This window comes from Bradyrhizobium sp. LA6.8 (assembly GCF_040547935.1).
In the GTDB taxonomy this organism is placed as follows: Bacteria; Pseudomonadota; Alphaproteobacteria; order Rhizobiales; family Xanthobacteraceae; genus Bradyrhizobium; species Bradyrhizobium barranii.
This window is the reverse complement of sequence record NZ_JBEPQQ010000004.1, coordinates 206,635-230,667: the sequence shown is the minus strand read 5'-3', so window position 1 is coordinate 230,667 and position 24,033 is coordinate 206,635. Positions and strand designations below refer to the sequence as shown.

Annotated in this window: 22 protein-coding genes; 14 read left to right on the top strand and 8 right to left on the bottom strand. The window is 65.5% G+C overall.

The genetic code is table 11. The annotated features are described in order from the left end of the window. Positions 1 to 61 precede the first annotated feature (61 nt). Positions 62 to 769 (bottom strand): L,D-transpeptidase, encoded by a 708-nt coding sequence (locus ABIA90_RS21245; RefSeq protein WP_231143182.1) that lies wholly within the window; start codon positions 767 to 769, stop codon positions 62 to 64. A 275-nt stretch (positions 770 to 1,044) separates the two neighbouring features. Here ABIA90_RS21245 and ABIA90_RS21240 point away from each other — a divergent pair, with 275 nt between their 5' ends. The 3 genes from ABIA90_RS21240 (at position 1,045) to ABIA90_RS21230 (ending at position 3,720) form a co-directional block, all read left to right on the top strand. Then, positions 1,045 to 2,097 carry a glycosyltransferase family 4 protein gene (locus ABIA90_RS21240; RefSeq protein WP_085405124.1) on the top strand — a complete coding sequence of 351 codons (1,053 nt, stop codon included), beginning with the start codon at positions 1,045 to 1,047 and terminating at the stop codon, positions 2,095 to 2,097. Positions 2,098 to 2,132: 35 nt separating this feature from the next. Beyond that, positions 2,133 to 2,822, top strand: a complete 690-nt coding sequence (locus ABIA90_RS21235; RefSeq protein WP_063981512.1) for a class I SAM-dependent methyltransferase — start codon at positions 2,133 to 2,135, stop codon at positions 2,820 to 2,822. A 238-nt stretch (positions 2,823 to 3,060) separates the two neighbouring features. Continuing rightward, positions 3,061 to 3,720: a hypothetical protein gene (locus ABIA90_RS21230; RefSeq protein WP_014492925.1), complete on the top strand. Its 660-nt coding sequence runs from the start codon at positions 3,061 to 3,063 to the stop codon at positions 3,718 to 3,720. A gap of 376 nt (positions 3,721 to 4,096) precedes the next feature. On the opposite strand, the gene ABIA90_RS21225 is transcribed toward ABIA90_RS21230, so the two are convergent. Continuing rightward, positions 4,097 to 5,761, bottom strand: a complete 1,665-nt coding sequence (locus tag ABIA90_RS21225; RefSeq protein ID WP_354119498.1) for an aminotransferase class III-fold pyridoxal phosphate-dependent enzyme — start codon at positions 5,759 to 5,761, stop codon at positions 4,097 to 4,099. A 35-nt stretch (positions 5,762 to 5,796) separates the two neighbouring features. Between ABIA90_RS21225 and asd the strand changes: the two genes are divergently transcribed. Further along, positions 5,797 to 6,660: an archaetidylserine decarboxylase gene (asd, locus tag ABIA90_RS21220; RefSeq protein ID WP_028153179.1), complete on the top strand. Its 864-nt coding sequence runs from the start codon at positions 5,797 to 5,799 to the stop codon at positions 6,658 to 6,660. Positions 6,661 to 6,727: 67 nt separating this feature from the next. Next, entirely contained in the window at positions 6,728 to 7,291 is a 564-nt protein-coding gene (locus ABIA90_RS21215; RefSeq protein ID WP_354119499.1) for an NUDIX hydrolase, read from the top strand. Between the two features lie 233 nt (positions 7,292 to 7,524). Here ABIA90_RS21215 and ABIA90_RS21210 read toward each other — a convergent pair whose 3' ends face one another. After that, entirely contained in the window at positions 7,525 to 8,988 is a 1,464-nt protein-coding gene (locus ABIA90_RS21210) for a FecR domain-containing protein (RefSeq protein WP_354119561.1), read from the bottom strand. A gap of 418 nt (positions 8,989 to 9,406) precedes the next feature. Then, positions 9,407 to 10,204: a DUF2147 domain-containing protein gene (locus ABIA90_RS21205; RefSeq protein ID WP_354119500.1), complete on the bottom strand. Its 798-nt coding sequence runs from the start codon at positions 10,202 to 10,204 to the stop codon at positions 9,407 to 9,409. Between the two features lie 604 nt (positions 10,205 to 10,808). Between ABIA90_RS21205 and ABIA90_RS21200 the strand changes: the two genes are divergently transcribed. Continuing rightward, positions 10,809 to 11,276, top strand: a complete 468-nt coding sequence (locus ABIA90_RS21200) for a DUF2147 domain-containing protein (protein WP_354119501.1) — start codon at positions 10,809 to 10,811, stop codon at positions 11,274 to 11,276. A 35-nt stretch (positions 11,277 to 11,311) separates the two neighbouring features. On the opposite strand, the gene ABIA90_RS21195 is transcribed toward ABIA90_RS21200, so the two are convergent. After that, positions 11,312 to 11,542 (bottom strand): hypothetical protein, encoded by a 231-nt coding sequence (locus tag ABIA90_RS21195; RefSeq protein ID WP_354119502.1) that lies wholly within the window; start codon positions 11,540 to 11,542, stop codon positions 11,312 to 11,314. Here ABIA90_RS21195 and ABIA90_RS21190 point away from each other — a divergent pair. The 3 genes from ABIA90_RS21190 to ABIA90_RS21180 all read left to right on the top strand — a co-directional run bounded on the left by ABIA90_RS21190 (position 11,541) and on the right by ABIA90_RS21180 (position 13,892). Then, positions 11,541 to 11,756, top strand: coding sequence for a hypothetical protein (locus tag ABIA90_RS21190; protein ID WP_354119503.1), 216 nt, complete (start codon positions 11,541 to 11,543; stop codon positions 11,754 to 11,756). The genes ABIA90_RS21195 and ABIA90_RS21190 overlap by 2 nt on opposite strands. A 341-nt stretch (positions 11,757 to 12,097) precedes the next feature. After that, the gene (locus ABIA90_RS21185; RefSeq protein ID WP_231143177.1) at positions 12,098 to 13,303 is read left to right on the top strand and encodes an extensin-like domain-containing protein; all 1,206 of its coding nucleotides are present in this window, start codon (positions 12,098 to 12,100) and stop codon (positions 13,301 to 13,303) included. A gap of 1 nt (position 13,304) precedes the next feature. Continuing rightward, positions 13,305 to 13,892, top strand: a complete 588-nt coding sequence (locus tag ABIA90_RS21180; protein ID WP_354119504.1) for a histidine phosphatase family protein — start codon at positions 13,305 to 13,307, stop codon at positions 13,890 to 13,892. An 18-nt stretch (positions 13,893 to 13,910) separates the two neighbouring features. On the opposite strand, the gene ABIA90_RS21175 is transcribed toward ABIA90_RS21180, so the two are convergent. Continuing rightward, positions 13,911 to 14,252, bottom strand: a complete 342-nt coding sequence (locus ABIA90_RS21175; RefSeq protein WP_085399263.1) for a DUF6665 family protein — start codon at positions 14,250 to 14,252, stop codon at positions 13,911 to 13,913. A gap of 54 nt (positions 14,253 to 14,306) precedes the next feature. After that, entirely contained in the window at positions 14,307 to 14,942 is a 636-nt protein-coding gene (locus ABIA90_RS21170) for a TetR/AcrR family transcriptional regulator (RefSeq protein ID WP_354119505.1), read from the bottom strand. Between the two features lie 199 nt (positions 14,943 to 15,141). Here ABIA90_RS21170 and ABIA90_RS21165 point away from each other — a divergent pair, with 199 nt between their 5' ends. From ABIA90_RS21165 to ABIA90_RS21145, 5 genes are all read left to right on the top strand, one after another. Continuing rightward, a complete protein-coding gene (locus ABIA90_RS21165) occupies positions 15,142 to 16,452 on the top strand; it encodes an HlyD family secretion protein (protein ID WP_354119506.1) in 1,311 nt (436 codons plus the stop codon). Positions 16,453 to 16,481: 29 nt separating this feature from the next. Further along, positions 16,482 to 18,065, top strand: coding sequence for a DHA2 family efflux MFS transporter permease subunit (locus tag ABIA90_RS21160; protein ID WP_354119507.1), 1,584 nt, complete (start codon positions 16,482 to 16,484; stop codon positions 18,063 to 18,065). A 499-nt stretch (positions 18,066 to 18,564) separates the two neighbouring features. Continuing rightward, positions 18,565 to 20,364, top strand: coding sequence for an ABC transporter ATP-binding protein (locus ABIA90_RS21155; RefSeq protein WP_354119508.1), 1,800 nt, complete (start codon positions 18,565 to 18,567; stop codon positions 20,362 to 20,364). Between the two features lie 57 nt (positions 20,365 to 20,421). Further along, positions 20,422 to 21,828 carry an MATE family efflux transporter gene (locus ABIA90_RS21150; protein ID WP_354119509.1) on the top strand — a complete coding sequence of 469 codons (1,407 nt, stop codon included), beginning with the start codon at positions 20,422 to 20,424 and terminating at the stop codon, positions 21,826 to 21,828. An 89-nt stretch (positions 21,829 to 21,917) separates the two neighbouring features. Further along, the gene (locus tag ABIA90_RS21145) at positions 21,918 to 23,198 is read left to right on the top strand and encodes an O-antigen ligase family protein (RefSeq protein ID WP_354119510.1); all 1,281 of its coding nucleotides are present in this window, start codon (positions 21,918 to 21,920) and stop codon (positions 23,196 to 23,198) included. On the opposite strand, the gene ABIA90_RS21140 is transcribed toward ABIA90_RS21145, so the two are convergent. Beyond that, entirely contained in the window at positions 23,195 to 23,938 is a 744-nt protein-coding gene (locus tag ABIA90_RS21140) for a sulfite exporter TauE/SafE family protein (RefSeq protein WP_354119511.1), read from the bottom strand. The two genes, ABIA90_RS21145 and ABIA90_RS21140, sit on opposite strands and share 4 nt — an antisense overlap. Positions 23,939 to 24,033 lie beyond the last annotated feature (95 nt).

Sequence of the window (24,033 nt, the reverse complement as noted above, 5' to 3'; positions counted from 1 at the left end):
ATGCAAACGAAAACGGCCCCGGTGGGTTCCGGGACCGTTTGCGTCACAATGTCCTGTCGCGTTAGCGCGTCGCGGCGCCAAGGTCCGCGCGGCGTTCCGTCATCGGCAGCACGATCACCTTGGTGCCGACGTTGACGCGGGAGTAGAGGTCGGTGACGTCGTCGTTGGTCAGGCGGATGCAGCCGGACGAGACGTGCTTGCCGATCGTGTCGGGGGCGTTGGTGCCGTGGATGCGGTAGATGGTGCCGCCGAGATACATGGCGCGGGCGCCGAGCGGATTGCCGGGGCCGCCGGCCATGTGGCGCGGCAGATAGGGCTGGCGGGCGATCATTTCCGGCGGCGGGGTCCAATCCGGCCATTCGGCCTTCTTGGTCACCGACTGGACACCGGACCAGGTGAAGCCGTCGCGGCCGACGCCGATGCCGTAGCGAACGGCCTGGCCGTTGCCGAGCACGTAATAGAGATAGGTGTTGGGCGTATCGATGATGATGGTGCCCGGCGCCTCGCGCGTCGCGTAGGAAACCGTCTGGCGGCGGAAGCGGGCCGGCATCTCGACCGCATCCTGATCGTCGGACGGCGCGGCCTGGTAAGGCGTCGCCTGATAGGGCTGGTACGGCTGCGGCGCCACCATCGGCGGCAGCGGCTGGAAGAACGGGAAGAGCTGCACGGGCGCAGCCTTGGCCGGACCGGCAAATGCGATTGCGGAGATCGCGACGGCGCTGAGCGCAACGGCGCGCGAATACGTCTTGAACGTGTCCAGATTGATCATTGATCGCCCCTGTTTGATCGGTGTTTCTTGACCACCGCGGCACCGTTTCGGTGCTCCGTTGCCCAAATCACTAACGACAAAACGTTTCGGGAGCTTTGCGCGGAAAACCGAAAACGGTTTCATGGTGGAAAGGATTTGTTTCATGACGGTTTCGTGGCGGCGCGGACCCGTTAACCAACAAAACAGCGGGCCGACACTTCTGTGACGTCACACGCCTGAAATATCCGTGGTTGATGGTCCTAAGCCGAGAATCATCAAACTCTCGGGATTTCCCCATGCGGGTATTAATCGCGACTGACGCCTGGCATCCGCAGGTTAACGGTGTGGTCCGGACGCTGACCTCGCTGGCGAACGCGGCCAAGGCGCTCGACGTCGAGATCGACTTCCTCACCCCTGACGGCTTTCGGTCCTGGCCGCTGCCAACCTATCCGGGCCTGCGCATCGCGCTGCCGAGCGGCAAGGAGATCGCGCGGCGGATCGAGAAGGCCGCGCCGGAAGCGCTGCACATCGCGACCGAGGGACCGATCGGCTGGGCCGCGCGCGCCTATTGCCGCCGCAACCGCCTTGCCTTCACCACCTCCTACACGACGCGCTTTCCCGAATACGTCTCGGTGCGGACCGGTATCCCTGATGCCGTCGGCTACGCCGTGCTGCGCCACTTCCACGACGCCGCCGCGATGACCATGGTGGCGACGCCTTCGCTGCGGCAGGAGCTCTCCGAACGTGGCTTCAAGCGGCTCGGCTTCTGGACGCGCGGCGTCAACACCGAGCTGTTTCATCCAGACAGCCCGGCCAAGCTCGATTTGCCGGGCCCGATCTTCATGACCATGGGCCGCGTCGCCGTGGAGAAGAACCTCGAAGCGTTCCTCTCGCTCGACCTACCTGGCACCAAGGTCGTCGTCGGCGACGGCCCGCAGAAGGCGGCGCTCGAAAAGAAATATCCGGATGCCGTCTTCCTCGGCGAGAAGAAGGGCGCGGATCTGACCGCGCATCTCGCCGCCGCCGATGTCTTCGTCTTCCCGAGCCTGACCGACACGTTCGGCGTGGTGCAGCTCGAGGCGCTCGCCTGCGGCACGCCGGTGGCGGCGTTTCCGGTGACGGGCCCCAAGGACGTCATCGCCGATCATCCGATCGGCGCGATCGACCATGATCTGCGTACCGCGTGCCTGCGCGCTCTCACCATGTCGCGCGAGACCTGCCGCAACTTCGCGCTGGAGCGTTCCTGGGAAAACAGCGCGCGTCAGTTCGTCGGAAATCTCACCTCACTTCAGCCCAGCCGCATCCTGCGCGCCTCGCCGGTCATGGCGCGGCGGCCGGTGCGCGGCTGATCTGCAACGTTTGACCCACAGCGAGAACCTCATCGATGGCTAAGATCATGAACCTTGACGGCACCCAGCAGCTCGACCTCACCCGTGGCACGGTTGAGCAGGCCTATGACCGCTGGGCGCCCGTCTACGATCTCGTGTTCGGCGGCGTGTTCGCCAAGGGCCGGCAGGCCGCGATCGCGGCCACCAACAAGATCGGGGGCCGTGTGCTCGAGGTCGGCGTCGGCACCGGCATCTCGCTGCCGCTCTACGCGCCGCATCTGCGCATCTTCGGCACCGACATTTCGGAAGCGATGCTCGACAAGGCGCGCCAGCGCGTCACCGAGGGCAATCTGAAGAATGTCGAGGGCCTCGCGGTGATGGACGCCGAGAAGCTCGAATTCCCCGACAATTCCTTCGACGTCGTGATGGCGCAATATGTCGTCACCGCCGTGCCGAACCCGGAAGTGGCGCTCGACGAATTCGCCCGCGTGCTGCGCCCGGGCGGCGAGCTGATCATCCTCACCCGCGTCAGCGCCGACACCGGCATGCGCCGCTTCATCGAGCAGAAGCTCCAGCCGGTGGTGCGTCCGCTCGGCTTCCGCACCGCCGAGTTCGCCTGGTCGCGTTATGCGAAGTGGCTCTCCGGTGCCAAGGGCATCGAGCTCGCCGAGCGCCGCCTGATTCCGCCGCTCGGCCATTTCTCGCTGGTGCGCTTCCGCAAGGTCGACGTCGCCAAGGCAGCCTGACCGTCACTCCTCATGGTGAGGAGGCGCGTAAGCGCCGTCTCGAACCATGAAGGCCCGTGCTGATGCAGCTCGGCCTTCATCCTTCGAGACGCGCGTTCCGCGCTCCTCAGGATGAGGGGAGAGAGTAACACGTGCGTCATCGCGCCGCTGCACATCGTCACATGACAAAATGATGATGTCACACGGCCTACATCGAATCCCTGTAAATCCTGAACCCGAAAGCATTTTGGGGGAGAGCATGATCAAGAATTATCTCGAGCAGCTGCGGATCCAGCGCTGGGACGACCATCGCTACTATCACCACAGCCGCATCAATCAGAGCCTGCACTTCGTCAGCGCGCTGAGCTTTCTCTTCGCCTATGTCTGGCTGTTCGTCGATCCCATGATCTCGGCGCTGGTCGGCTGGCTGGTCTCGATGACCTCGCGCCAGGCTGGTCACTTCTTCTTCGAGCCGCACGATTACGACCACATCAACCAGGCGACGCACGAGTACAAGGAAGACATCAAGGTCGGCTACAACCTTCAGCGCAAAGTGGTGCTGATGGCGATCTGGGCGCTGTCGCCGCTGGTGCTGGTTGTCGATCCGACGCTGTTCGGCCTGTTCACGCCCTGGGCGAGCGCGACCGATTTCATGCGGCAGGTCGCCAAGATCTGGCTGGTGATCGGCGGCGGCGGTCTGTTGTTCCGCACCGTGCACCTGTTCTTCATCCGCGATGTCGAGACCGGCCTCGTCTGGATGACCAAGATCCTGACCGATCCCTTCCACGACCTGATGCTCTATCGTAGCGCGCCGCTCGCCCTGATGCGCGGCGAGCTGATGGATCCCGGCCTGCATCTCAACCCCGAGCACACGCTGGGCCTCATCTCCGAGCCCACGCTCGAAGAGCAGCACGCCTGAGCGCGCTGTTCTCACACAACACTCCGATGTCTGATGGTTACGTCATGCCCGGCCTCGTGCCGGGCATCCACGTCTTGGGGATACCTTTAAAGTGACTCAGCGGAGCCCAGCGCTCTCTTCAGCTCGCCCCGCTTGCGGGGAGAGGTCGGCTTTGCGCGTAGCGCAAAGCCGGGTGAGGGGGGCTCTCCGCGGGGGTGCTGCTTCCGGATCGTTCGCTAATTCTCACCGCGCGCGCGGAGAGTCCCCCTCACCCCGACCCTCTCAGCGCGAGCGTAGCTCGTCGCGGCCCCGCATCCTCCTTCGCCAAGGCTTTGGCGGACAAGGGCGGGGCGAGGGAGAAGGGCGGGCGGTGATCAGGGTTAAGAGTGAGAAAGCCTCAGCGCCCAAAACGCTTGGCCAGCATCTCTTTCAAAATCTGCCGCTTGATATTCTTGTTGGTGAGCACGCCGTCATGCCACCAGAAGCCGTCGGCTTTCATCTTCTCGGCGGCGCGAACGAAGCGCTCGGCGACCTCAGTGAAATCGGCGTCGGTGTAGTTCAGGCTGAAGATCAGTCGGCCGGTGCCGACCCAGCTCAGCGACAGGCCTTCGGCGCGCAGGTAATATTGCAGCATCCAGTTGTAGCGGGACGGGGTGGTGTATTTCACCGTCCAGATCGACGAGAAGTTCGCAAACTGCACCGGCAGCTTGGCGTCCGTCATCATCTGGTTGAGCTTCTGGACGCGGCCGTTCCAGGTCGTGTCCAGGCCGTCGTAGATGGCGCGGAAGTTCGGGCTGGCAAGCCGGCTCAAGAACTCGTCCATCGCCGTCATGACGTAGGGATGCGAGTTGAAGGTGCCGCGGGCAAAGCAGATGTCGGCGGGACGATCGTCGCGGAAGCGGCGCATCAATTCCTTCTTGCCGCAGACGACGCCGACCGGCAGGCCGCCGGCAAGGCTCTTGCCGTAGGTCACCATGTCGGCCTTGACGCCAAAGTACTCCTGGGCGCCTCCGGCGGCGAGACGGAAGCCGACGAAGACCTCGTCGAAGATCAGCGCGATGCCGCGCTCGGTGCAGACTTCGCGCAGCTTCTTCAGCCACTCGGTATACGCCGCGCGGTCAAAGTTGCCGCCGCGGGAGGAATCGACCAGCGAGGAATCGCCGGGCGCGTTGCCGTTCGGATGCAGGCCCTGCAACGGATTGACCAGCACGCAGGCGATGTCCTTGCGCGTGCGCAGCACGTGCAGCGTCTTCTCCGACATCTCGGCGAGAGTGTAGGTCTCGTGCGCGGGAATGGGGTTGCCGACGCCGGGCTGCACGTCGCCCCACCAGCCGTGATAGGCGCCGGCGAAACGGACCAGATGCGTGCGCTTGGTGTGGTAGCGCGCCAGCCGCACCGCCTGCATGACGGCCTCGGTGCCGGACATGTGGAACGAGACTTCGTCGAGGCCCGAGATCTGGCAGAGCCGCTGCACGTTCTCGAGGATGACGGGGTGGTAGGGCCCGAGCACCGGACCGAGCGCGTGCGCCCGCTTCTCCGAGCCCTCGATGCACTCCTTGTAGAAGTCGTTGCCGAAGATGTTGACGCCGTAGGACCCGGTGAGGTCGTAGGAGGTGTTGCCGTCGACATCCGTGACGGTGACGCCGCTGGACGATTCCATGAAGGACGAGGTGCCCAGATGCTCGCGGACGAGGCGCGAGAACTGGAACGGCACGCGGTAGGTCTCGGTGAAGTGCAGGTCGGAGATCTTTTCCGCGGCTTCCTTCGTCATCGCGCGACCCCTAGGGTAGCGCTCGGCGTAGAGGCCGGCGAGGCGGAAGAAGGCGTCCTTGCGCTGCTTCACCACGTTATCAGGCGCGCCGTCGCAGCCGAAATACTTGTCACCTTCGAACTCGTAGAACGGAAGCAGCTTGGCCACCCGGCGCGACATCTTGGAGTGACCGGCGAGCGACCGGTGCTTGGCGCGGGACAGTTCGATCCGCGCCTTGAGCTTCGGGAAGGCGGCGGCAGCGGACGCTGCGGCGGCCACGGAAAATGAGAGAATCGGGAGTGTCGTTTCCATGACAACAAGCGCTAATACTGCGAGCTGACAGATTCATGACAGTCAAAGCCCTCATCGCCTCTTTCACCCAGCAGGAAGACCTCAACTTCCTGTTGACCAACCGCATCCCCCGCGCGGCCCTGACCCGCTTCATGGGCCGGTTCTCCAAGATCGAGAATCCCCTGGTCCGGGACTTCTCGATCGCGCTGTGGAAGCTGTTCTCCGACCTCGATCTGTCGGAGGCGCGCAAGACGCACTTCAAGAGCCTGCACGACTGCTTCACCCGGGAGCTCAAGCCGGGGCTGCGGCCCTTTGATCCCGATCCTTCCATTGTCGCCAGCCCCTCGGACGGCATCGTCGGCGCCCATGGCCGGATCGCCGACACCGAGCTGTTCCAGGTCAAGGGCGCGCCCTATTCGCTGCTCGACCTGCTCGGTGATTCCGCGCTGGTCGACCAGCACCGTAACGGAAGCTTCGTCACGCTGCGGCTGACCTCGAGCATGTATCACCGCTTCCACGCGCCATATGATGCGCATATCGAACGCGTCACGCTGATCCATGGCGACGTCTGGAACGTCAACCCGATCGCGCTGAAGCGGGTCGAGCGTCTGTTCTGCAAGAACGAGCGCGCGGTAATCCGCACGCATTTGTCGACCGGCGAAGCCGTGACGCTGGTGCCGGTCGCCGCGATCCTGGTCGCGAGCATCCGCCTGCACTTCCTCGACATGGTGCTGAACGCGCAGACTCGCGGCCCGGTCAATTTCCCCTGCGACGTCAACGTGACCAAGGGCGAGGAGCTCGGCTGGTTCGAGCACGGCTCCACCATCATCATTCTGGCGCCCGGCGATTTCAACTTCTGCGACGGCATCGGCGAGGGCACCCGTATTCGCGCAGGTCAAGCGCTGTTGAAGAAGAACTAGCCTTCAATCCGCCGCGTCGGCAGCCTATATCGTCGGCGGGCCGATTGGATCGACACGGAATCTTGTGATGGCGCGGGCGCCGGTGATGGCGGCGGGTGGTATTGTGCTGCGGCGTGGCGCACCGCCGCTGGTTGCGGTCGTGCGCCAGCGCAAGCGGAACGAATGGGTTTTGCCCAAGGGCAAGCTCGACGACGGCGAGACGCCGAAGGAAGCCGCGCACCGCGAGGTGCTGGAAGAGACCGGCCACGATGTGGCCATCCACGAATTCCTCGGCACGCTCGTCTACCAGTCGGGAGGGCGCTCCAAGGTCGTGCATTTCTGGCGCATGGAGGCCGAGGGCGGTCCCGTTCGCAAGCTGATGAACGACATCAAGGCGGTCGACTGGCTGACGCTGGAGGATGCGCTCGCGCGGCTGTCGCGCGAATATGAGCGCGCGTTCCTGGTGCAGGTCGGTCCGATCGCGCTTGCAGCGGCAGGACTGGCGCCTGTGCCGGTGCCCGAGCCGGCGCCAGCAACCGACGACATCGATGTAGCTTTGCAACCCCTGACGCCCGCTGAAGCCGCCTCAGTCGACGAACTGCGTCATGGCCTGTTGCAGAAGGTGAAGGCTTGGCTGCGCGGCGAGGCGTGAGTTGTCATCGCGCCCTGCTTGCGGGTGTGGATGTCTCCGCGAGTTAGCGTGGTTGGATCGCGCGAGCTCTCTCGAGATCGTCATTGCGAGCGCAGCGAAGCAATCCAGAATCTTTCCGCGGAGGGACGCTGGATTGCTTCGCTGCGCTCGCAATGACGGAGGAGGCTGAACGCGCTCGACGTCGACCCTCATGGTGAGGAGCGCGCACCGAGCGCGTCGACGCACGCTGGACTTTACCGCCGCTCTTTCTTCTCCTTCGGAGCGGGCGCCGGTCTGCGCGGTGCTGCGGGACGTTGCGCGGCGGGGAGGCGCTGCTGGAATCCGCCCTGGCGCTGGATGCCGCCTGGCTGCTGAGCCGCGGGCGGCTGGCCCGGCTGCAATCCGGTGCGCGGCGTTTGCGGCTGCGGCGCCGTGCCCGGCTGCGACGGTACGACTCCGCCGGGCTGCGCCGGGGTCTGTCCGTTTCGCTGCGGCTGCGTCTGCAGCGCGCCGCCGGGCTGCGTGCCTTGTCCAGTACGCGGCGCACCTGCCGGCTGTCCCGCACCTTGCTGCTGACCTGGTTGCTGCTGGCCCTGTCGTTGCTGGCCTTGCTGCTGCTGACCCTGGCCCGCGCGCGGCGTACCCGGCTGCACGGCGCCGCCTTGTCCTTGCCGCTGCGGCGGCTGCGCGCCCTGGCGGCCCGGCGTGCCCGGCTGCTGCTGGCCCGGACGGTTGTTCTGGCCGGGCTGGCCGTTCGGGCGCTGCGGCTGCTGGCCGGGCGCTGTCGTCGGCCGCAATTGCTGCTGCTGCGGAGGCTGGCTCGGCCGCGGAATGCGGCTGATCGCGGCCGGATTGGCGCGGCGGAAGTCGCGCTGCTCGGTGACGATCTGCCGGCCCGTGGTCTGCGCCAGATGCACCTGGCTGACGAAGCCGCGGTCGCGCGCGATCTGCTGCGGAGCGATCGTGATCGGCACGGCGGCAAAGCGCATGCCGCCTGTGCCTCCGGCGCCCGGGCGGATCGCAAAACCGCTTGCGGCCTGCGTCAGCGCGCCGAGTCGCGTGCCGCTGGTGCGATCGTTGACCTCGATGTGGCCGACCCGGCCGTCGGCGTCGGGATAGAGCTTGATGTTGACGTTGTTCGCAGCACTGGCCGCCGCGCCTTCGGGAACGTCGACGACGCCGGTGGTGCCGCGAATGCCGAGCGTTGCGGTCGGCGTTGCGATCTTCATGTCGCCGGTCTTCGCCACGGCTGCCGCGACGAAGGCAACGGTGCCCTTGCCGATGTCGAAGATCGCCGAATTTTGCTTGCCGCCGTCCTCATAGACGTAATTGTCGATGGTGATCTTCGCGCTGGCGGAGAGGTTGAACGTGGTGGCGTCGTTGAAGGTGATGCCGAGCGAGGAGTTCGACGAGGTCTGCACGACGTCGTTGAGATAGATGTCGTCGCGCACGCGCAGCGGATACGAGTTCCTGTCGCGGACCACGGTCGCGATCCCCGTCACGGTCGCGACGTTGCCGATGGGCTCGACGGCGGCGGGTTGCGCGTCCGTGGCGGGCGCAGGTGAAGCCGACGGCGTCGGGGAGGGGGCGGGATTTGGCTGCGCCTGGGGCTGGGCCTGCGCAAGCTCGATTGCATCGGATGCGAGCGCCACGCTCGCGCCGGCCAGCGGCAACGCCAGCAACGGAAGCGCGAAGACGAAGCGGCGCCAAGCCACCATTGATGTCACGAGGAAGTCCCGGTGAGAACGCGAGGCGAGATCGGCCGATATCAGCTGGGGTTAGCTGAATGGTGGATGAACATGTGTCGCATGGGAGCGGCGAACGTTCAAACGGCGCTCTCTCCCCTCATGGTGAGGAGCGCGCCCTTGCGCGCGTCTCGAACCATAGAGGCCCAGCTGTCGATCCGGGCCTTGCCCTTCGAGACGCCTACTGCGCAGGCTCCTCAGGGTGAGGGGATAGAGTTTGTTCGCTTGTGGCGCAGTGTCTCTCGGATCGTCATGGCCGGACTTGTTCCGGCCATCCACGCCTTGACGCGAGGTCCTGAGAACGTGGATGCCCGGGCCTTCGCCTCGCCGAAGCGGCTTCGGCCGCGCAGGCGGGACAAGCCCGGGCATGACGATCATTACACCTCCGGTGTCAGCTCACGCGCTTCCAGGTCTGGCCGCCGCAGAACATGCCGCCGAAGGCGCAGCCCTGCACGCGCATCGCATTCGGGCCCTTCATCGCGATCGTGGAGTCGTAGTTGCGGCCGGAGTCGGGATCGTGGATGCGGCCGCTCCACTTCGCGCCGTCGGGCTTCATGTTGATCAGGATGCGCTCGTTGGACTTCATGGCGTAACCGCAGAGATTGGCGCCGCACTGTTCGACGCGGACATTGCCCTTGTTCTCTTCGGTCGCCCAGACGCCGATCGGCGTATTGGCGGCCGACGCCGGCGCGGCGGCCACCGGAGCCGGAGCGGGCGCGGGAGCAATCGCGACCGGCGCAGGCGCGGCGACGGGAGCTGCGACGGGCGCGGTCTGTGCGGTGTTGTCGTAGCCGGCCGTCGGAGCCGCGGCAACCGCCGTGGCGGGAGGCGCGGGGGCGGCGACAGCAGGCGCGGCCGGCACGGTCGCCTGCACCGGCGCCTGTTGCACGGGCTGCTGCTGCACCGGAGCCGGCGCCGGCTGCGCGGTCGTCGTGGACGGAGCTGGCGTGGTGTCGTCGTCGTCGTCCTTGGAGCCGCCGAGGCCCTTGAGGTTGATGTTGTTCAGCTTGATCGGCCTATCCGACAGGCCCGGCGCGACGATCGTCACGCAATTGAGCGAGGCGCAGTTGCGCGGCGTCTCGATGCGGATGTGCTGGCCTTCGATCTCGAACGCAATCGAGTTGCCGGCATGCGCGGCGGCGGTCGAAACGAGGAAGAGCGTGGTGGCGGCGATGGTGAGCTTGTTCATGGCAACCTCTGAAAATTGTGCCGGTCTGAACTGGTGTCGCTGGTGGATGAAGCGTGGTTCGACCCTACGCCGGGCCTGTCCCGACTTCTGTGATGGACGTCACAACGATCCGTGCCGGCTGGGTGAGGCAGCGCACATTCAGCTGTGGATCATCCCGCGTAACCTCATGGCGACACAGAGGGAGGCACCGATGAAGCGGCTTGCGACATCGCTTGGCACATTGATCGCTTTGGTGGCGATGGCGTCTTCAGCCCAAGCCGGTTCCTACGCCGGTTCCTACACCTTCTCGATCGGCGGCCACCGGTTTCATGTCGAGGCGCCGCGGAACTGCCGGTCTGCTTCCTGCGTGTCGGTTTCATCCAATCGCAGCCTCCGGCGGACGAACGATGCCGATACGACACCTGCTCCGCCGCCCGCGGTCGCGCCGCAGCAACCGGCTTGTCCGGTAGCTCCGGTCAGGCCGGCGCCAGCGGCCGTCGTCGTGGCACCGCCAGCGCCGCCCGCCCCCGTCATGGCCGCGGCCACATCGCAGCCTGTAGTCCTGCCGTCGCCGCCAAGACTCGAGGCGCCGAGCCCCGATCCGCCGAGAGTTGAGCTGCCGCGCATGGATCCGCCGAAGACCATCCTGGTCGATCCGCCGCGCGTGGAGGCGACAGCCGTCGCTCCGAGGCCCGAGATCGACGAGACTTCATCGATCGCCCAGCGCAGCGATGACGAGCCGGCTTATTCGCCGCTCGGCGAATGGGAGAGCGCCGGCGCGAAGGGCACGGTTCGCATCGAACGCTGCGGCGCCGCGCTGTGCGGCTATGCGCTGACCGAAGCCTCGAGCCGGGGCGAAAGCGTGCTCGTCAACATGAAGCCGAAAACGCACGATTCCTGGACCGGCAGCATCTACAGCCGTTCCAGCGGCAGCACCTATTATGGGACGATGACGCTGACGGCCTCCGGCAGGCTTCGCGTCGAAGCCTGCGCGCTCGGCCGCTTCTGGTGCTCCGGCAACGACTGGACGCGCGTCGAGGAGCGGCAGCAGAAGGTGATCACGACATCACGGCAGTGGGGGGCAAGGTCGTAGTCTTTCGCGGGCAGGCGTGCTGCTTACCCTCTCCCTCAAGAGGAGAAGGAAAAGAAAGATCCCCTGTCCAATTTGTAATCGTCCCGCACCGAACCTGCTTCTCGCTTGCACGCGACCGATGGCTGACGACGCATGCAAGGAGAGCGAACATGAAAAGTCTCGGCCTCATCGCCGCGCTGCTGATCAGCAGCGCGATCCCGGCCCACGCCGACACCGACATCTGGAACAACATGCTGAAGCAGCAGCGCGGCGACGATGCGCTGCATGTCGACAGCGCGCTCTGCGACGCGCAACGGTGCGCCGCAGAACGGCACGGTGACCTCAGCGCAATACAAGCGCTGCATGCGCACGCGGGGCTGGCGCTTCAGTCATACGGTTCGCGAGAAGGACGACGGCTATCCCGATCCTGACAATCCCGGTCTCGTCTGCCACGACTTCAAGATCGGCGGCGTCACGGGATCGTCCTGCTCGAATTTCTGAGCACGGCAATAGGCCCGACGGCCGGATGATCCGGCGCCGCCGGGCAAGCCCGTGATGCGGTCGGTGATGTCTCTAGATCATGCCGAGCACGATGGCGCCGACAAAGGCCATGGCGAGGCACGCGGTGATAACGCTCAGTCTCCCGGCGAACGTCATAAAATCGCTCCCGCTGTTGTCCCCCGTGCGAGCGCATCATGGTTAACAGAGAGTCTCTCTCCGAAAAAGTCAGCCTTGCTTCCGCTGCTGTCGGGCGGCGCACGCGCGTGCGCGCCGGTATGGTTAAAGAACACTGAAATCAACACGTTGAAGAGTCTTTAAGTAAATTCACCGAACGTGCGTGCATGACGCGCGGAGTTCGTTTGTATCTCGTCGGCTCCATCGTCCTTGTTTCGCTTGCGGGTTGCGGACGCGGTTTTTTCCAGGCCGAACGCGAACCGTGGCGGGCCGAGGCCGAAGCCGCATGCCTGAAATCGGGCGCGGTGAAAGAGGGGCCGGATCTCGTCCGCATCGACCCGATCTCGGGCCCCGGCATGTGCGGCGCCGAGTTCCCGTTGAAAGTCGCCGCCATCGGTGAAGCCTCGGGCAGCTATGGCTTTGCCGACGAGGAACTGCGCCCGCCGGGGAGTGTCGGCGGCCAGCCGCGATGGCCGGTGACGCAGCCGCGATCGAACGCTCCGCGGAGCCAGAACTATCCGGCATCCTCCTATCCGCAGCGGTCGAACTATCCCGAGAGCGCGGTGCGCCAGCCCTCCGGCTATGGCAATTCGCCCGGCCCGATGTCGCTGAACGCGCCCGGCGTGGCACAGCAAGAGGACGAGATCGACCTGCCGCCCGAAGGCACCGATGCCGCGGGCGCCGCTCGCTACATGAATGCGCCGAGCTATCCGGCGCGGCCGGCGCCGTACTCGCAGGCGCCTGCGCAGCAACCCTTGCCGCGTCTTGGTCCGGCGCAGGGCAATCCCGTCATCGCCGTCGGCCCCGTCGCGATCAAGCCGACCGCGACGCTCGCCTGTCCGATCGTGTCCGAGCTCGACCGCTGGCTCGCCGACACCGTGCAGCCATCGGCGATGCGCTGGTTCGGTGCCCGCGTCGTCGAGATCAAGCAGATCTCCGCCTATTCCTGCCGCGGCATGAACGGCAACTCGCACGCCCACATTTCCGAGCACGCCTTCGGCAACGCGCTCGACATCGCCGCCTTCGTGCTCGCCGACGGCCGCCGCGTCACCGTGAAGGACGGCTGGCGCGGCATGCCGGAAGAGCAGGGGTTCCTGCGCGACGTGCAGTCGGGTGCGTGCGCGCATTTCACCACGGTGCTCGCGCCGGGCTCGAACGTCTATCACTACGATCATATCCACGTGGATCTGATGCGTCGCGCCAGCCGCCGCCTGATCTGCCAGCCCGCCGCCGTCTCGGGCGACGAGGTTGCCGGCCGCGCCCAGCAGCGCAACCCTTACGCCGGTCGGCGTGATCCCTATGTCACGGGCTCGCTTGGAACGCGCAAGAGCACGACGCGCAAGCAGGAAGAGGACGAGTACGCCGACGAGTAAGATGACCGCCGATATCGTCCGCTATCTCACCCATCCGCAGGTGCAAATCGATCCCGCGGTACCCGTGCCGCAATGGGGCCTCAGCCCGGTCGGTCGAACGCGCACCGAAGCGCTGGCGAATGCGGGCTGGCTCGCGAACACCACGCAGATCGTCTCGAGCGCCGAGCGCAAGGCGATCGAGACCGCGGAGATCATCGCAGGCCCGCTCGGAATCATGATCGAGATCCGCGAGGCCATGCATGAGAACGACCGTTCGGCGACCGGCTTCCTGAAGCCGGCCAAGTTCGAGGAGGTCGCCGACCAGTTTTTCGCGCAGCCACATCTCAGCGTCCGCGGCTGGGAGCGCGCCGTCGATGCGCAGGCGCGCATCGTGCGCGAGACCGAGGCGGTGCTCGCCCGCAATCGCCCGGGCGACGTTCTGTTCGTCGGCCACGGTGCCGTCGGCACGCTGCTGTTCTGCCATTTTGCCGGTCATGCCATCGAACGCGTTCACGATCAGGCGGCCGGCGGCGGCAATTGCTTCGCATTCACCCGGGAGGGGCGCCGCGTCCTGCATGGGTGGCGCAAGATGGAAGAGATCGGGGCCTAGTCCCTGGGTGCCGGACAGTCACTTCGAGGCCGGCTTCGACGGTGCGGGGACCAGCCCCATGCACCGCTGCACCTCGCCCGGAACGTTGTAGGTCCGCATGATATGGCGGCTGTCGCGCAAGCCGGTCGCCTCACGTTGCACCACGAGCATCCAGAGCGCCTGGCCGGCTTCCATCACCAGCTTGCGCCGCGCCGCTTGCATTGAGGCCGGCACTTCCGAGCGCGCGTGAGCGGCGTCGAATTCGCGCAGGCGCGCAAGACTCTGTTCGAGTGCACTGCCCATCCGTCCAAGCGCTGAGGCCTGTTCCTGGACGATCTCGTAATGGAGGATATCGACAGGCGGGCGAAGATCACGGGACATGGCGCTTAATATAATGCCGCGGCAGCGGGCTGCGCAACGCGTGGGCCGCCGCTGCTACTTCGCCCTGTACGCCGCCAGAAACATCCGCGTTGCGCTGTCGACGACCTCGGTCATGCGCTCTTCCGACGGCGCGGGCGCGGCCTGGAAAACGAACGGCAGGAAGAGCGAGGCCTTGCACAGCTCCATGAACTGCGACGCGGCAAGGTCGCAATCGTCGATCTTGAGATCGCCGGAAGCGACATGGATTTTGAGATATTCGGAGAGCCGGTTGATGGTCTTGTCCAGCACGCGCAGATAATAGCGGCGGCCGACGTCGGGCATGCGCTCGGCGATCGCCATCACGGTGCGGATCGCCGAGCCGCCGCCGGGCCGGCACAGCAGATGGATATAGGCCCGGCCAAAATCCTTCAGCGTGGTCTCGGCATCGCGCGCGGGATCGAAATTGAAAACGACCTGGCCGTGCTGGAGCGCCTCCTGCTCGAGGATGGCTTCGAACAGCGCGCATTTGTCGGCGAAGTAGACGTAGAGCGTGCCCTTGGAGACCTGCGCGGCGCGCGCGATCTCGCCCATGCTGGCGCCGTCGAAACCGAGATCCATGAACACCTTGCGGGCTCCGTCCAGGATCTGGCGGCGCTTGGAGCTGTCCTCCTCTTGGACGACGTGGAGATGTTCGCGGCCGGATACAACCATTGGTTCAGCGTCTCGGAAGGTTTCTGGATCGGGCCCGACCCATGAAACCCAAATAAAGGATTCGGGCCAGTAGGGTCCTGCCCGGGAATATTATCTATGTTGACCGAACCGTTCGGTCAATGATATTTGGGATGGGCGAGAGGGAACCGGCCGCAGGACGGCCGTCCCTGGTCGCCGCTTTTTTGTTGGGGAGGCCTTTATGGCCGTATCGAGAGACCAGGCTGCGCGCGTCCTTCGCCAGGAAGCGGTGGAGACGACGTCGGAGCAGGCCGGCAGTGAGGCTGCGACCGAGAAATCCGTCGCCCTTGCCGAACAGTTGCGCTCTCATGTGGCCGAGGAAACCAAGCGCCGCACCAATGAGGCGCCGGAGACGCCCGTGACCGACAAGCCGGCTGCACCCGCTGCCGCCGACGCGCCGAAGCCCGGCAAGCGCAAATTCGTCCTGATGGGTGTTGGCCTCGTGCTGGCGCTCGCGGCCGCGAGCTATGCCGGCTACTACACGCTGGTCGGCCGCTTCTACGTCTCCACCGACGACGCCTATGTCCGCGCCAACAACACCATGCTGGGCGCGCGCGTTGCCGGCCACATCTCTTCGATCCTCGCCGGCGACAACACGACCGTGCGCGCCGGAGACGTCGTCTTCCGCATCGATGACGGCGACTACAAGATCGCGGTCGATGCCGCCGCGACCAGGATCGCGACCCAGCAGGCCACCATCGATCGCATCGGCCGCCAGATTGCAGCGCTCGACAGCCAGGTTGCACAGGCCAAGGCGCAGCTCGTCTCGGCCGAGGCGGGCCTCAAGCGTGCCGATCTCGATTATGAGCGCCAGCAGGCGCTGAGCAGCAAGGGCTTTGCCTCGCGCGCCACGTTCGAAAGCTCGGAAGCCGGACGCGACCAGGGCGCCGCCGCGGTCAAGGCCGCCCAGGCCGCCTACGACGTCGCGGTCAGCAATGTCCACGTCACCAAGGCGCAGCAGGCCGAAGCGCAGGCGCAGCTCGCCGAGCTCAAGACCTCGCTCGCCAAGGCCGAGCGCGATCTCGCCTTCACCGCGGTGCGCGCGCCGGTCGACGGCACGTTCTCGAACCGCCTGGTCAGCGCCGGCGACTTCGTCGCGGTCGGCCAGCGCCTCGGCAACATCGTGCCGCTCGACGACGTCTATATCGATGCCAATTTCAAGGAAACGCAGCTCAAGCGCATCCGTCCCGGCCAGCCGGTGACAATCAAGGTCGATGCCTACGGCATGCGCAAGTTCTCCGGAATCGTCGACAGCATCGCAGCGGGCGCGGGCTCGGTGTTCACGCTGCTGCCACCTGACAACGCCACCGGCAACTTCACCAAGATCGTGCAGCGCGTGCCGGTCCGCATCCGCGTGCCGAAGTCGGTGGCGAAGCAGAACCTGCTCCGCGCCGGCATGTCGGTGTATGCGACCGTCGATACCAACAAGGGCGCGGCCGACGCCGACAGCGAGATCGATCTCGACGATCCCACCGCGATCCACCCGCAGTAGCCACAAATCGAGCGCTGCGAGGTCAGACCATGGCCAACGCCACCACCGCCTCACCCGCCATGATGGCGAACCCCGACTCGGAGCGCATCGCGCCGAAGCGGCTGTTCGCCTTCATCATCATGGTGTTCGGGATGTTCATGTCGATCCTGGACATCCAGATCGTCTCGGCGTCCCTCAGTGAAATCCAGGCAGGCCTGTCGGCAAGCTCCAGCGAGGTCGCCTGGGTCCAGACCGCCTATCTGATCGCCGAAGTGATCGCGATTCCGCTGTCGGGCTTTCTCTCGCGCGCTTTCGGCACGCGGCTGCTGTTCGCGATCTCGGCCGCGGGCTTCACCGCCTCGAGCCTGCTCTGCGGCTTCGCCACCACGATCGAGGAGATGATCCTCTGGCGTGCCCTTCAGGGCTTTTTGGGCGCCGGCATGATCCCGACCGTGTTCGCCTCGGCCTATACCGTATTCCCGCGCTCCAAATTCCACATCGTCGGTCCCATCATCGGGCTTGTTGCGACCCTGGCTCCCACGATCGGCCCGACGGTCGGCGGCTACATCACCGATCTGATGTCGTGGAACTGGCTGTTCTTCATCAACGTCGTGCCCGGCATCGGCATCACCCTGGGCGTGCTGGCGCTGGTCGATTTCGACGAGCCGCATTTCGAGCTGCTCGACCGCTTCGACTGGTGGGGCCTGCTCTTCATGGCCGGCTTCCTCGGCACGCTGGAATATGTGCTGGAGGAAGGTCCGCAACATGAGTGGATGCAGGACACGTCCGTCGCGATCTGCGCCTGGATCTGCGCGGTCTCGGCGATCGCCTTCTTCTGGCGCGTGTTCACCGCGGCCGAGCCGATCGTCAATTTGCGCACCTTCTCCAACCGCAATTTCGCGGTCGGCTGCGTCCTGCAGTTCTGCATCGGTATCGGGCTCTACGGCCTGACCTACATCTATCCGCGCTACCTCGCCGAAGTGCGCGGCTACAGCGCGCTGATGATCGGCGAGACCATGTTCGTCTCGGGCATCACCATGTTCCTGGTCGCGCCGCTGGTCGGTCGTCTCATGGTGAAGGTCGACATGCGCTACATGATCGCGTTCGGTCTCGTCGTGTTCGCGATCGGCTCCTACCAGATGACCTGGATCACGCGCGACTACGATTTCTACGAGCTGCTGGTGCCGCAGATCCTGCGCGGCATCGGCATGATGTTCGCGATGGTGCCGACCAACAACATCGCGCTCGGAACGCTGGCGCCCGACAGGGTGAAGAACGCCTCCGGTCTGTTCAACCTGATGCGCAATCTCGGCGGCGCGGTCGGCCTTGCCGTCATCAACACCGTGCTCAACAACCGCACCGATTTGCACATCACCCGCCTTCAGGAGCGGGTGACCTGGGGCAATGCGACCGCGACCGAAACCCTGACCATGTTCATGCAGAAATTCCAGGGGCTCGGCGATTCCACGCTGATGGCGATGAAGCAGCTCAGCCAGATCGTGCACCGCCAGGCCGTGGTGATGAGCTTTGGCGATGCCTTCTTCGCGCTGACGCTGTTCTATCTCGGCCTCAGCCTGCTGGTCACGCTGCTGAGCAAACCGGCCTCGATGACCGGTGGCGGCGACGCGCACTGAGGCAAGCGGCTTACGAGGTGTCATCGCCCGCGGAGGCGGGCGATCCAGCACTCCGCGGCGGAAATTGTGTGAGCTAACTATCGCCGCGGAGTACTGGATGCCCCGGTCAAGCCGGGGCATGACAGCGGAGATTGAGGCGGCGGCGATGCCGGACCAAGGCGCCACGCACCAAATTGCAACACTCGTCCGTGAATTCGCGGAAGCCCCGTTGCAAACCGGAAACGATACATCTATAAAGCGCACCTCATTGAAGCCAACCGGGGAGGGATTTGCATGATTTCGTCGCATTCGCAGATCGTACGCCCGCGCTCGATGATCGCCTGGTTCGGTATGTACGCGGCCTGTTAGAGGCCCCTTCCGCCAGATTCGATCGGGTCACGAGTCCCGATCTCTCCACTTCCCAAGTCAAAATCAGCTGTGAGTGACGCCGGTCAGCCTCCGTGGCGGACTTGCGTCCGTCGATGGAGCCGGCCCGCGCCGAAAGCGGCCGGATAATGTCATGACCTCTCTGTCAAAAAGGCCGGCAGCCATACGCGTGGTGCTGCCCTTCGTATTCCGGCACTGGCTGAAGCAGCCCGGACGCGGCCTGATCGTGGCCGGCGGCCTGCTGGGCGCAACCATCGCCGACCTGTTCATGCCGGTATTCTCCGGACATCTGGTCGATGCGCTGACGCGCGGCTCGTCCGATCCCGACGCGCGCCGCGCGGCGCTGGTTGCGTTCGGCGCCATCGTGGCGCTCGGAGCGGCGTCCGTGGTGCTGAGGTTGATCGGTCTCCAGGCGATCGTCCCGTTCACGCTCAAAATCATGTCGGATGTCGCCCAGGAGGCCTTCACGCGCGTCCAGCGCTTCTCGACCGACTGGCACGCCAACTCCTTTGCCGGCTCCACGGTGCGCAAGATCACCCGCGGCATGTGGGCGCTCGACCTGCTCAACGACACCATCCTGATGGCGTTGGCGCCGTCTCTGCTGGTGTTGATCGGCTCCATGGTCCTGATCGGCCTGCACTGGACGTCGCTCGGCGCGGTGATCGCGGTGGGCGCGCTTTTCTACGTCGCCATCACCGTGCTGTTCTCGACGCGCTACATCGCGCCGGCCGCGCGCGTCTCCAACGCCTGGGACACCAAGGTCGGCGGTACGCTGGCGGACGCGCTGACCTGCAACGCCGTGGTGAAATCCTTCGGCGCCGAAGCGCGCGAGGATACGCGGCTCGCCCGCGTCATCAACCGCTGGCGCGTGCGCGTGCGGCGGACCTGGTTTCGCTACAACTACACGGCCATGGCGCAGCTCTCGCTGCTGCTATGCCTGCGTGCGTCCGTGATCGGCGGCGCGGTGCTGCTGTGGATGTCCGGGCACGCCTCGCCCGGCGACGTCACCTATGTGCTGACGAGCTATTACGTCATCCACGCCTATCTGCGCGACGTCGGCATGCACATCAACAACCTCCAGCGCTCTGTCAACGACATGGACGAATTGGTGGCGATCCATGGCGAGCCGATCGGGATTGCCGATGCGGCCGGTGCGCGGCCGATCGCGATCGAGGCCGGCGAGATCGTGTTCGACGACGTCACGTTCCATTATGGCGGCCACCGCGCGCCACTGTATGACGGACTGTCGGTCACGATCCGCGCCGGCGAGCGCGTCGGCCTGGTCGGCCGCTCCGGCTCCGGCAAGACGACCTTCGTCAAGCTGGTGCAGCGGCTGTACGACGTCTCCGGTGGTCGCGTGCTGATCGACGGGCAGGACATCGCGCTCGCTACGCAGCAATCGCTGCGCAGCCAGATCGCGATCGTGCAGCAGGAGCCGATCCTGTTCCACCGCACGCTTGCGGAGAACATCGCCTATGGCCGGCCCGGTGCCAGCCTCGAGGCCATCGAGCATGCGGCGCGGCTGGCGAATGCGCACGACTTCATCCTGCGCCTGCCGAAGGGCTACGGCACGCTGGTTGGCGAGCGCGGCGTGAAGCTGTCGGGCGGCGAGCGGCAGCGCGTGGCGCTGGCGCGCGCCTTCCTGGCGGACGCGCCGGTGCTGATCCTGGACGAGGCGACCTCGAGCCTCGATTCGGAATCGGAGGCGCTGATCCAGCAGGCGATGGAGCGGCTGATGAAGGGCCGCACCTCGATCGTGATCGCGCACCGCCTGTCGACGGTGCGCAGCCTCGATCGGATCCTGGTGTTCGACCGCGGCGAGATCGTCGAGCAAGGTACCCATGCCATGCTCGCGGGCAAGCCAGCGGGCATCTATCGCGGCCTGTTCGAGCGCCAGGTGGTGGAGCTCGGGCGCATCGCGGCGGCGGAATGAGAGGCGCGCGGCAGTGGGACGAAAGTCCCGCGGTCACGCCGTTAAGGATGGAATGAGATGAAGGACCTGACGCGCGGCTCCATCGTGAGCCACATCCTGAGCATGGCGCCTCCGATCGTGGTTGGCATGATCACGATCATGATCTGTCAGCTCGTCGATCTGTATTTCGTCTCGGGTCTGGGCGAGGCGGCGATCGCCGGCGTCGCGGCGGCCGGTAATGCGGGCTTTCTGGTCAATGCGCTGATGCAGGTGCTCGGCGTCGGCACGGTTGCGCTGATGGCGCACGCCGTGGGGCGGAAGGACCGCGGCGACGCCAATCTGGTCTTCAACCAGTCGGTCGTCATGTCGGTGCTGTTTGGGATCCTGACATTGGTCGCGGGCTTCGCGCTGTCGCGCCCCTACATGCGCGCGGTTGCAGCCGACGAAGCTACGGTCGAAGCCGGTACCGTTTATCTGCTCTGGTTCATGCCGGCGCTGGCGCTGCAATTCGCCACGCAAGTGATGGCGTCCGCATTGCGGGCGACCGGCATCGTGCGGCCGAGCATGCTGGTGCAGGCGCTGGCCGTGGTCATCAACATCGCGCTGGCGCCGGTGCTGATCACGGGCTGGGGCACCGGACATGCGCTCGGTGTCGCCGGTGCCGGCCTTGCCAGCTCGATCGCCGTCTTCGTCGGCGTGCTGATGCTGCTCGGCTATTTCCTCAAGCTGGAGCGCTACGTCGCGTTTCACCCCGAGCAATGGCGGCCGCAGCTGCGGCAGTGGAAGAGGATCCTCAATGTTGGCCTGCCCGCCGGCGGGGAATTTGCGATGATCTTCATCATCATGGCCGTGGGCTATTACGTGCTGAGCGTTTTTGGCCCGGCGGCGCAGGCGGGGTTTGGCATCGGGACGCGTCTCCTCGGGCTGATCCAGATGCCGGCGCTCGCCATTGCCCTCGCTGCAGGGCCCATCGCCGGCCAGAATTTCGGCGCCGGCAATGGCGCACGTGTGCGGGAGACCTTTGTCAAGGCGTCGCTTATCGCGACCGCCGTGATGATTGTCTTCATGATCCTCGCGCAGTTCGCGCCTGGTCTGTTGCTTGCCGGCTTCTCGAGGGATCAGGAGACGATGGCGGTTGCGTCGCTGTTCCTGCGCCTCGTTTCGCTCAACATGGTGGCGCAGGGGCTGATCTTTACTTGCTCCAGCATGTTTCAGGGACTTGGCAACACCAAGCCGGTGCTGTGGACTTCGGCGACGCGGGTTCTCACCTATTCCCTGCCTTCGATCTGGCTCTCGACGTGGCCGGGCTTCCGGATGGAGCATGTCTGGTATTTGTCGATCGCGACGACCACGCTGCAGGCCGCCCTGAGCGTGTGGCTGTTGCTCCGGGAGTTCAGAAAACGCCTTGTGTTGCCGGCACAGGAGAAGGTCGCGAAGCCGGCAAATCCCGAGCCGGTTGTGCCTCCCATGCGCGAGCCCGCGTAGCAGATCGAACGGACGCGCGCTTGTCGCCCACCCACGGCTCCGGCTAGTTTGCCGCGCCGTGGGATGGTGCGAATCTGCAAGGGACAGCAATGACCGAGGTGTTGAACGAGCAGGGACGAGCGTCCTGGCTCTCCGCGATCTGGGCGGCGCGCTACCGCACACCGGCCCGGTTCGCCGCGCTGGTCGCGTTGCTGCTGCCCTGGAGCACCACCGGCGTGACTTTTGCGCTCGTGCCGTGGCTGATCGCCTTTGCTTTCATCGACCTTCGCGAGCTCCCGCGCTCGCTGCTGCGCCCGATCTGCCTGCTGCCGATCGCGCTGTTCGTGCTGGCACTCGTCGGCACGCTCTGGTCGGTTGCGCCCTGGGCCGAGCGGCTGCACGCGCTCGGGCCGCCGGCAAAACTGCTGGTGATCCCGCTGCTGATCTACCAGTTCGAGCGCTGGCCCTACGGCAAATGGGTTTTTGCGGCGTTCCTGGTCTCCTGCACGCTGCTCATGCTGTACTCCTTCACTGTCGCGATCGATCCCAGGCTCTCGCTGAAGCTCTATCTGTCGCGCGGGCCCTACCAGGTCGAGAGCGGGATCGCCGTGCGCAACTATATCGACCAGAGCCAGGAATTCGCGCTCTGTGCGATCGCGCTGGTCTACCCGATCGTGACGCTTGTCCAGCAGGGCCGCGTTCGGATCGCGGCGTTGTTCGCCGTATTGGCGCTCGGCTTCCTCGCCAACATGATGTTCGTCGTGGTCTCGCGCACGGCGCTGGTGACGCTGCCGGTCCTGCTCGTGGTGTTTGCACTGCTGCATCTGCGCTGGCGGGCGGCGCTCGTCGCCGGCGCTGCGACGGCGTTGATCGCCGTAGCGCTCTGGGCCGTCTCGCCGCATCTGCGCGCGACCGTCGGCAAGTTCCAGAGCGATTATGAAAGGAGCCTGGAGGCCGACAATAATTCGATCAGCGGCATGGGCTCGCGTCTCGAATACTGGCGGAAGTCCCTCGGGTTCATCGCCGACGCGCCGTTGATCGGGCACGGCACCGGCTCGATCCGCGGTCTGTTCACCGGCGTGGCCGCCAATCCGCACGACGACCCGCTGCGCGGCGAGATCGTCAGCAACCCGCACAATCAGACCCTCAGCAATGCCGTGCAGTGGGGCAGCGTCGGCGTGCTGGTCCTCTACGCGCTGTGGATCGCGCACCTTCTGATGTTTCGCGGCGAGGGGCTGGCCTGCTGGATCGGCATGCTGGTCGTGGTGCAGAACATGCTGTCCTCACTGCTCAACACGCATCTGTTCGATTTCACCTCGGGCTGGATCTACGTGCTCGGTGTCGGCGTCGCCGGCGGCATGGCGCTCGCCGCGAAGAGAGCATCGAGCTAGAGCGCGGCAATACTGTTCCAGACGAGGGTCACGCCCGACAGGAACAACAGGCCGAGCACGACGTCGCCGAAATGCTTGTCGTTCAGCGCGTGATAGACGCGGGCGCCGGCCCAGGCGCCGATCAGCGTGCCCGGAAAGGCGACCAGCGCGAGCCAGACCACCTTGAATTCGACGAGACCTGATGCCGTCTGCAACACCAGCGCGGTCGCGAGCACGGTGAAATTGAAGAGCTGGAAGATGCCGCGCCGCTCGTGCTTGTTCCAGCCGCGGATATTGGCCCAGAGGATCGGCAGCGGCCCGGACAATCCGGCGAGGCCGCCGAGAATGCCGCCGGCAAAGCCGATCGCGCCGTCGGCAATGCGGCCACCGAACGTCACGGCGAGGGGCCTCTTGTTGAGATAGAGAGCGGTCGAAAAGATCAGGATCAGCACGCCGACGCTCAGCTTGAACACTTTTGGATCGGCGGAGGCGATCAGCATGGTGCCGAGCGGCACGCCGATCAGGCCTCCGATCAGGAACGGCCAGACCAGCGACAAGTCAAAACTCTTCCACATCGACGGCAGCGTCGAGGTCTGCGCGATCACCGAGCAGATCAGCACCAGCGGCACCGCGAGCGAGGGCGGCAGGACGTAGAGCCAGATGCCGAGCGCCATCAGCGCGGTCCCGAAGCCGGCCAGTCCCGAGACGAAGCCACCGGCCAGCGCGCCGAACAGCAGCAGCGCATAAGTGAGCGTTTCCAACAGATTGTCCTTGTCGCAACGGACGATCCCGAACTGTTGATCGCCAACGCCCGCATAGCACGGCTGCGGCCGTGCAGGTCAATTCCAAAACCGCA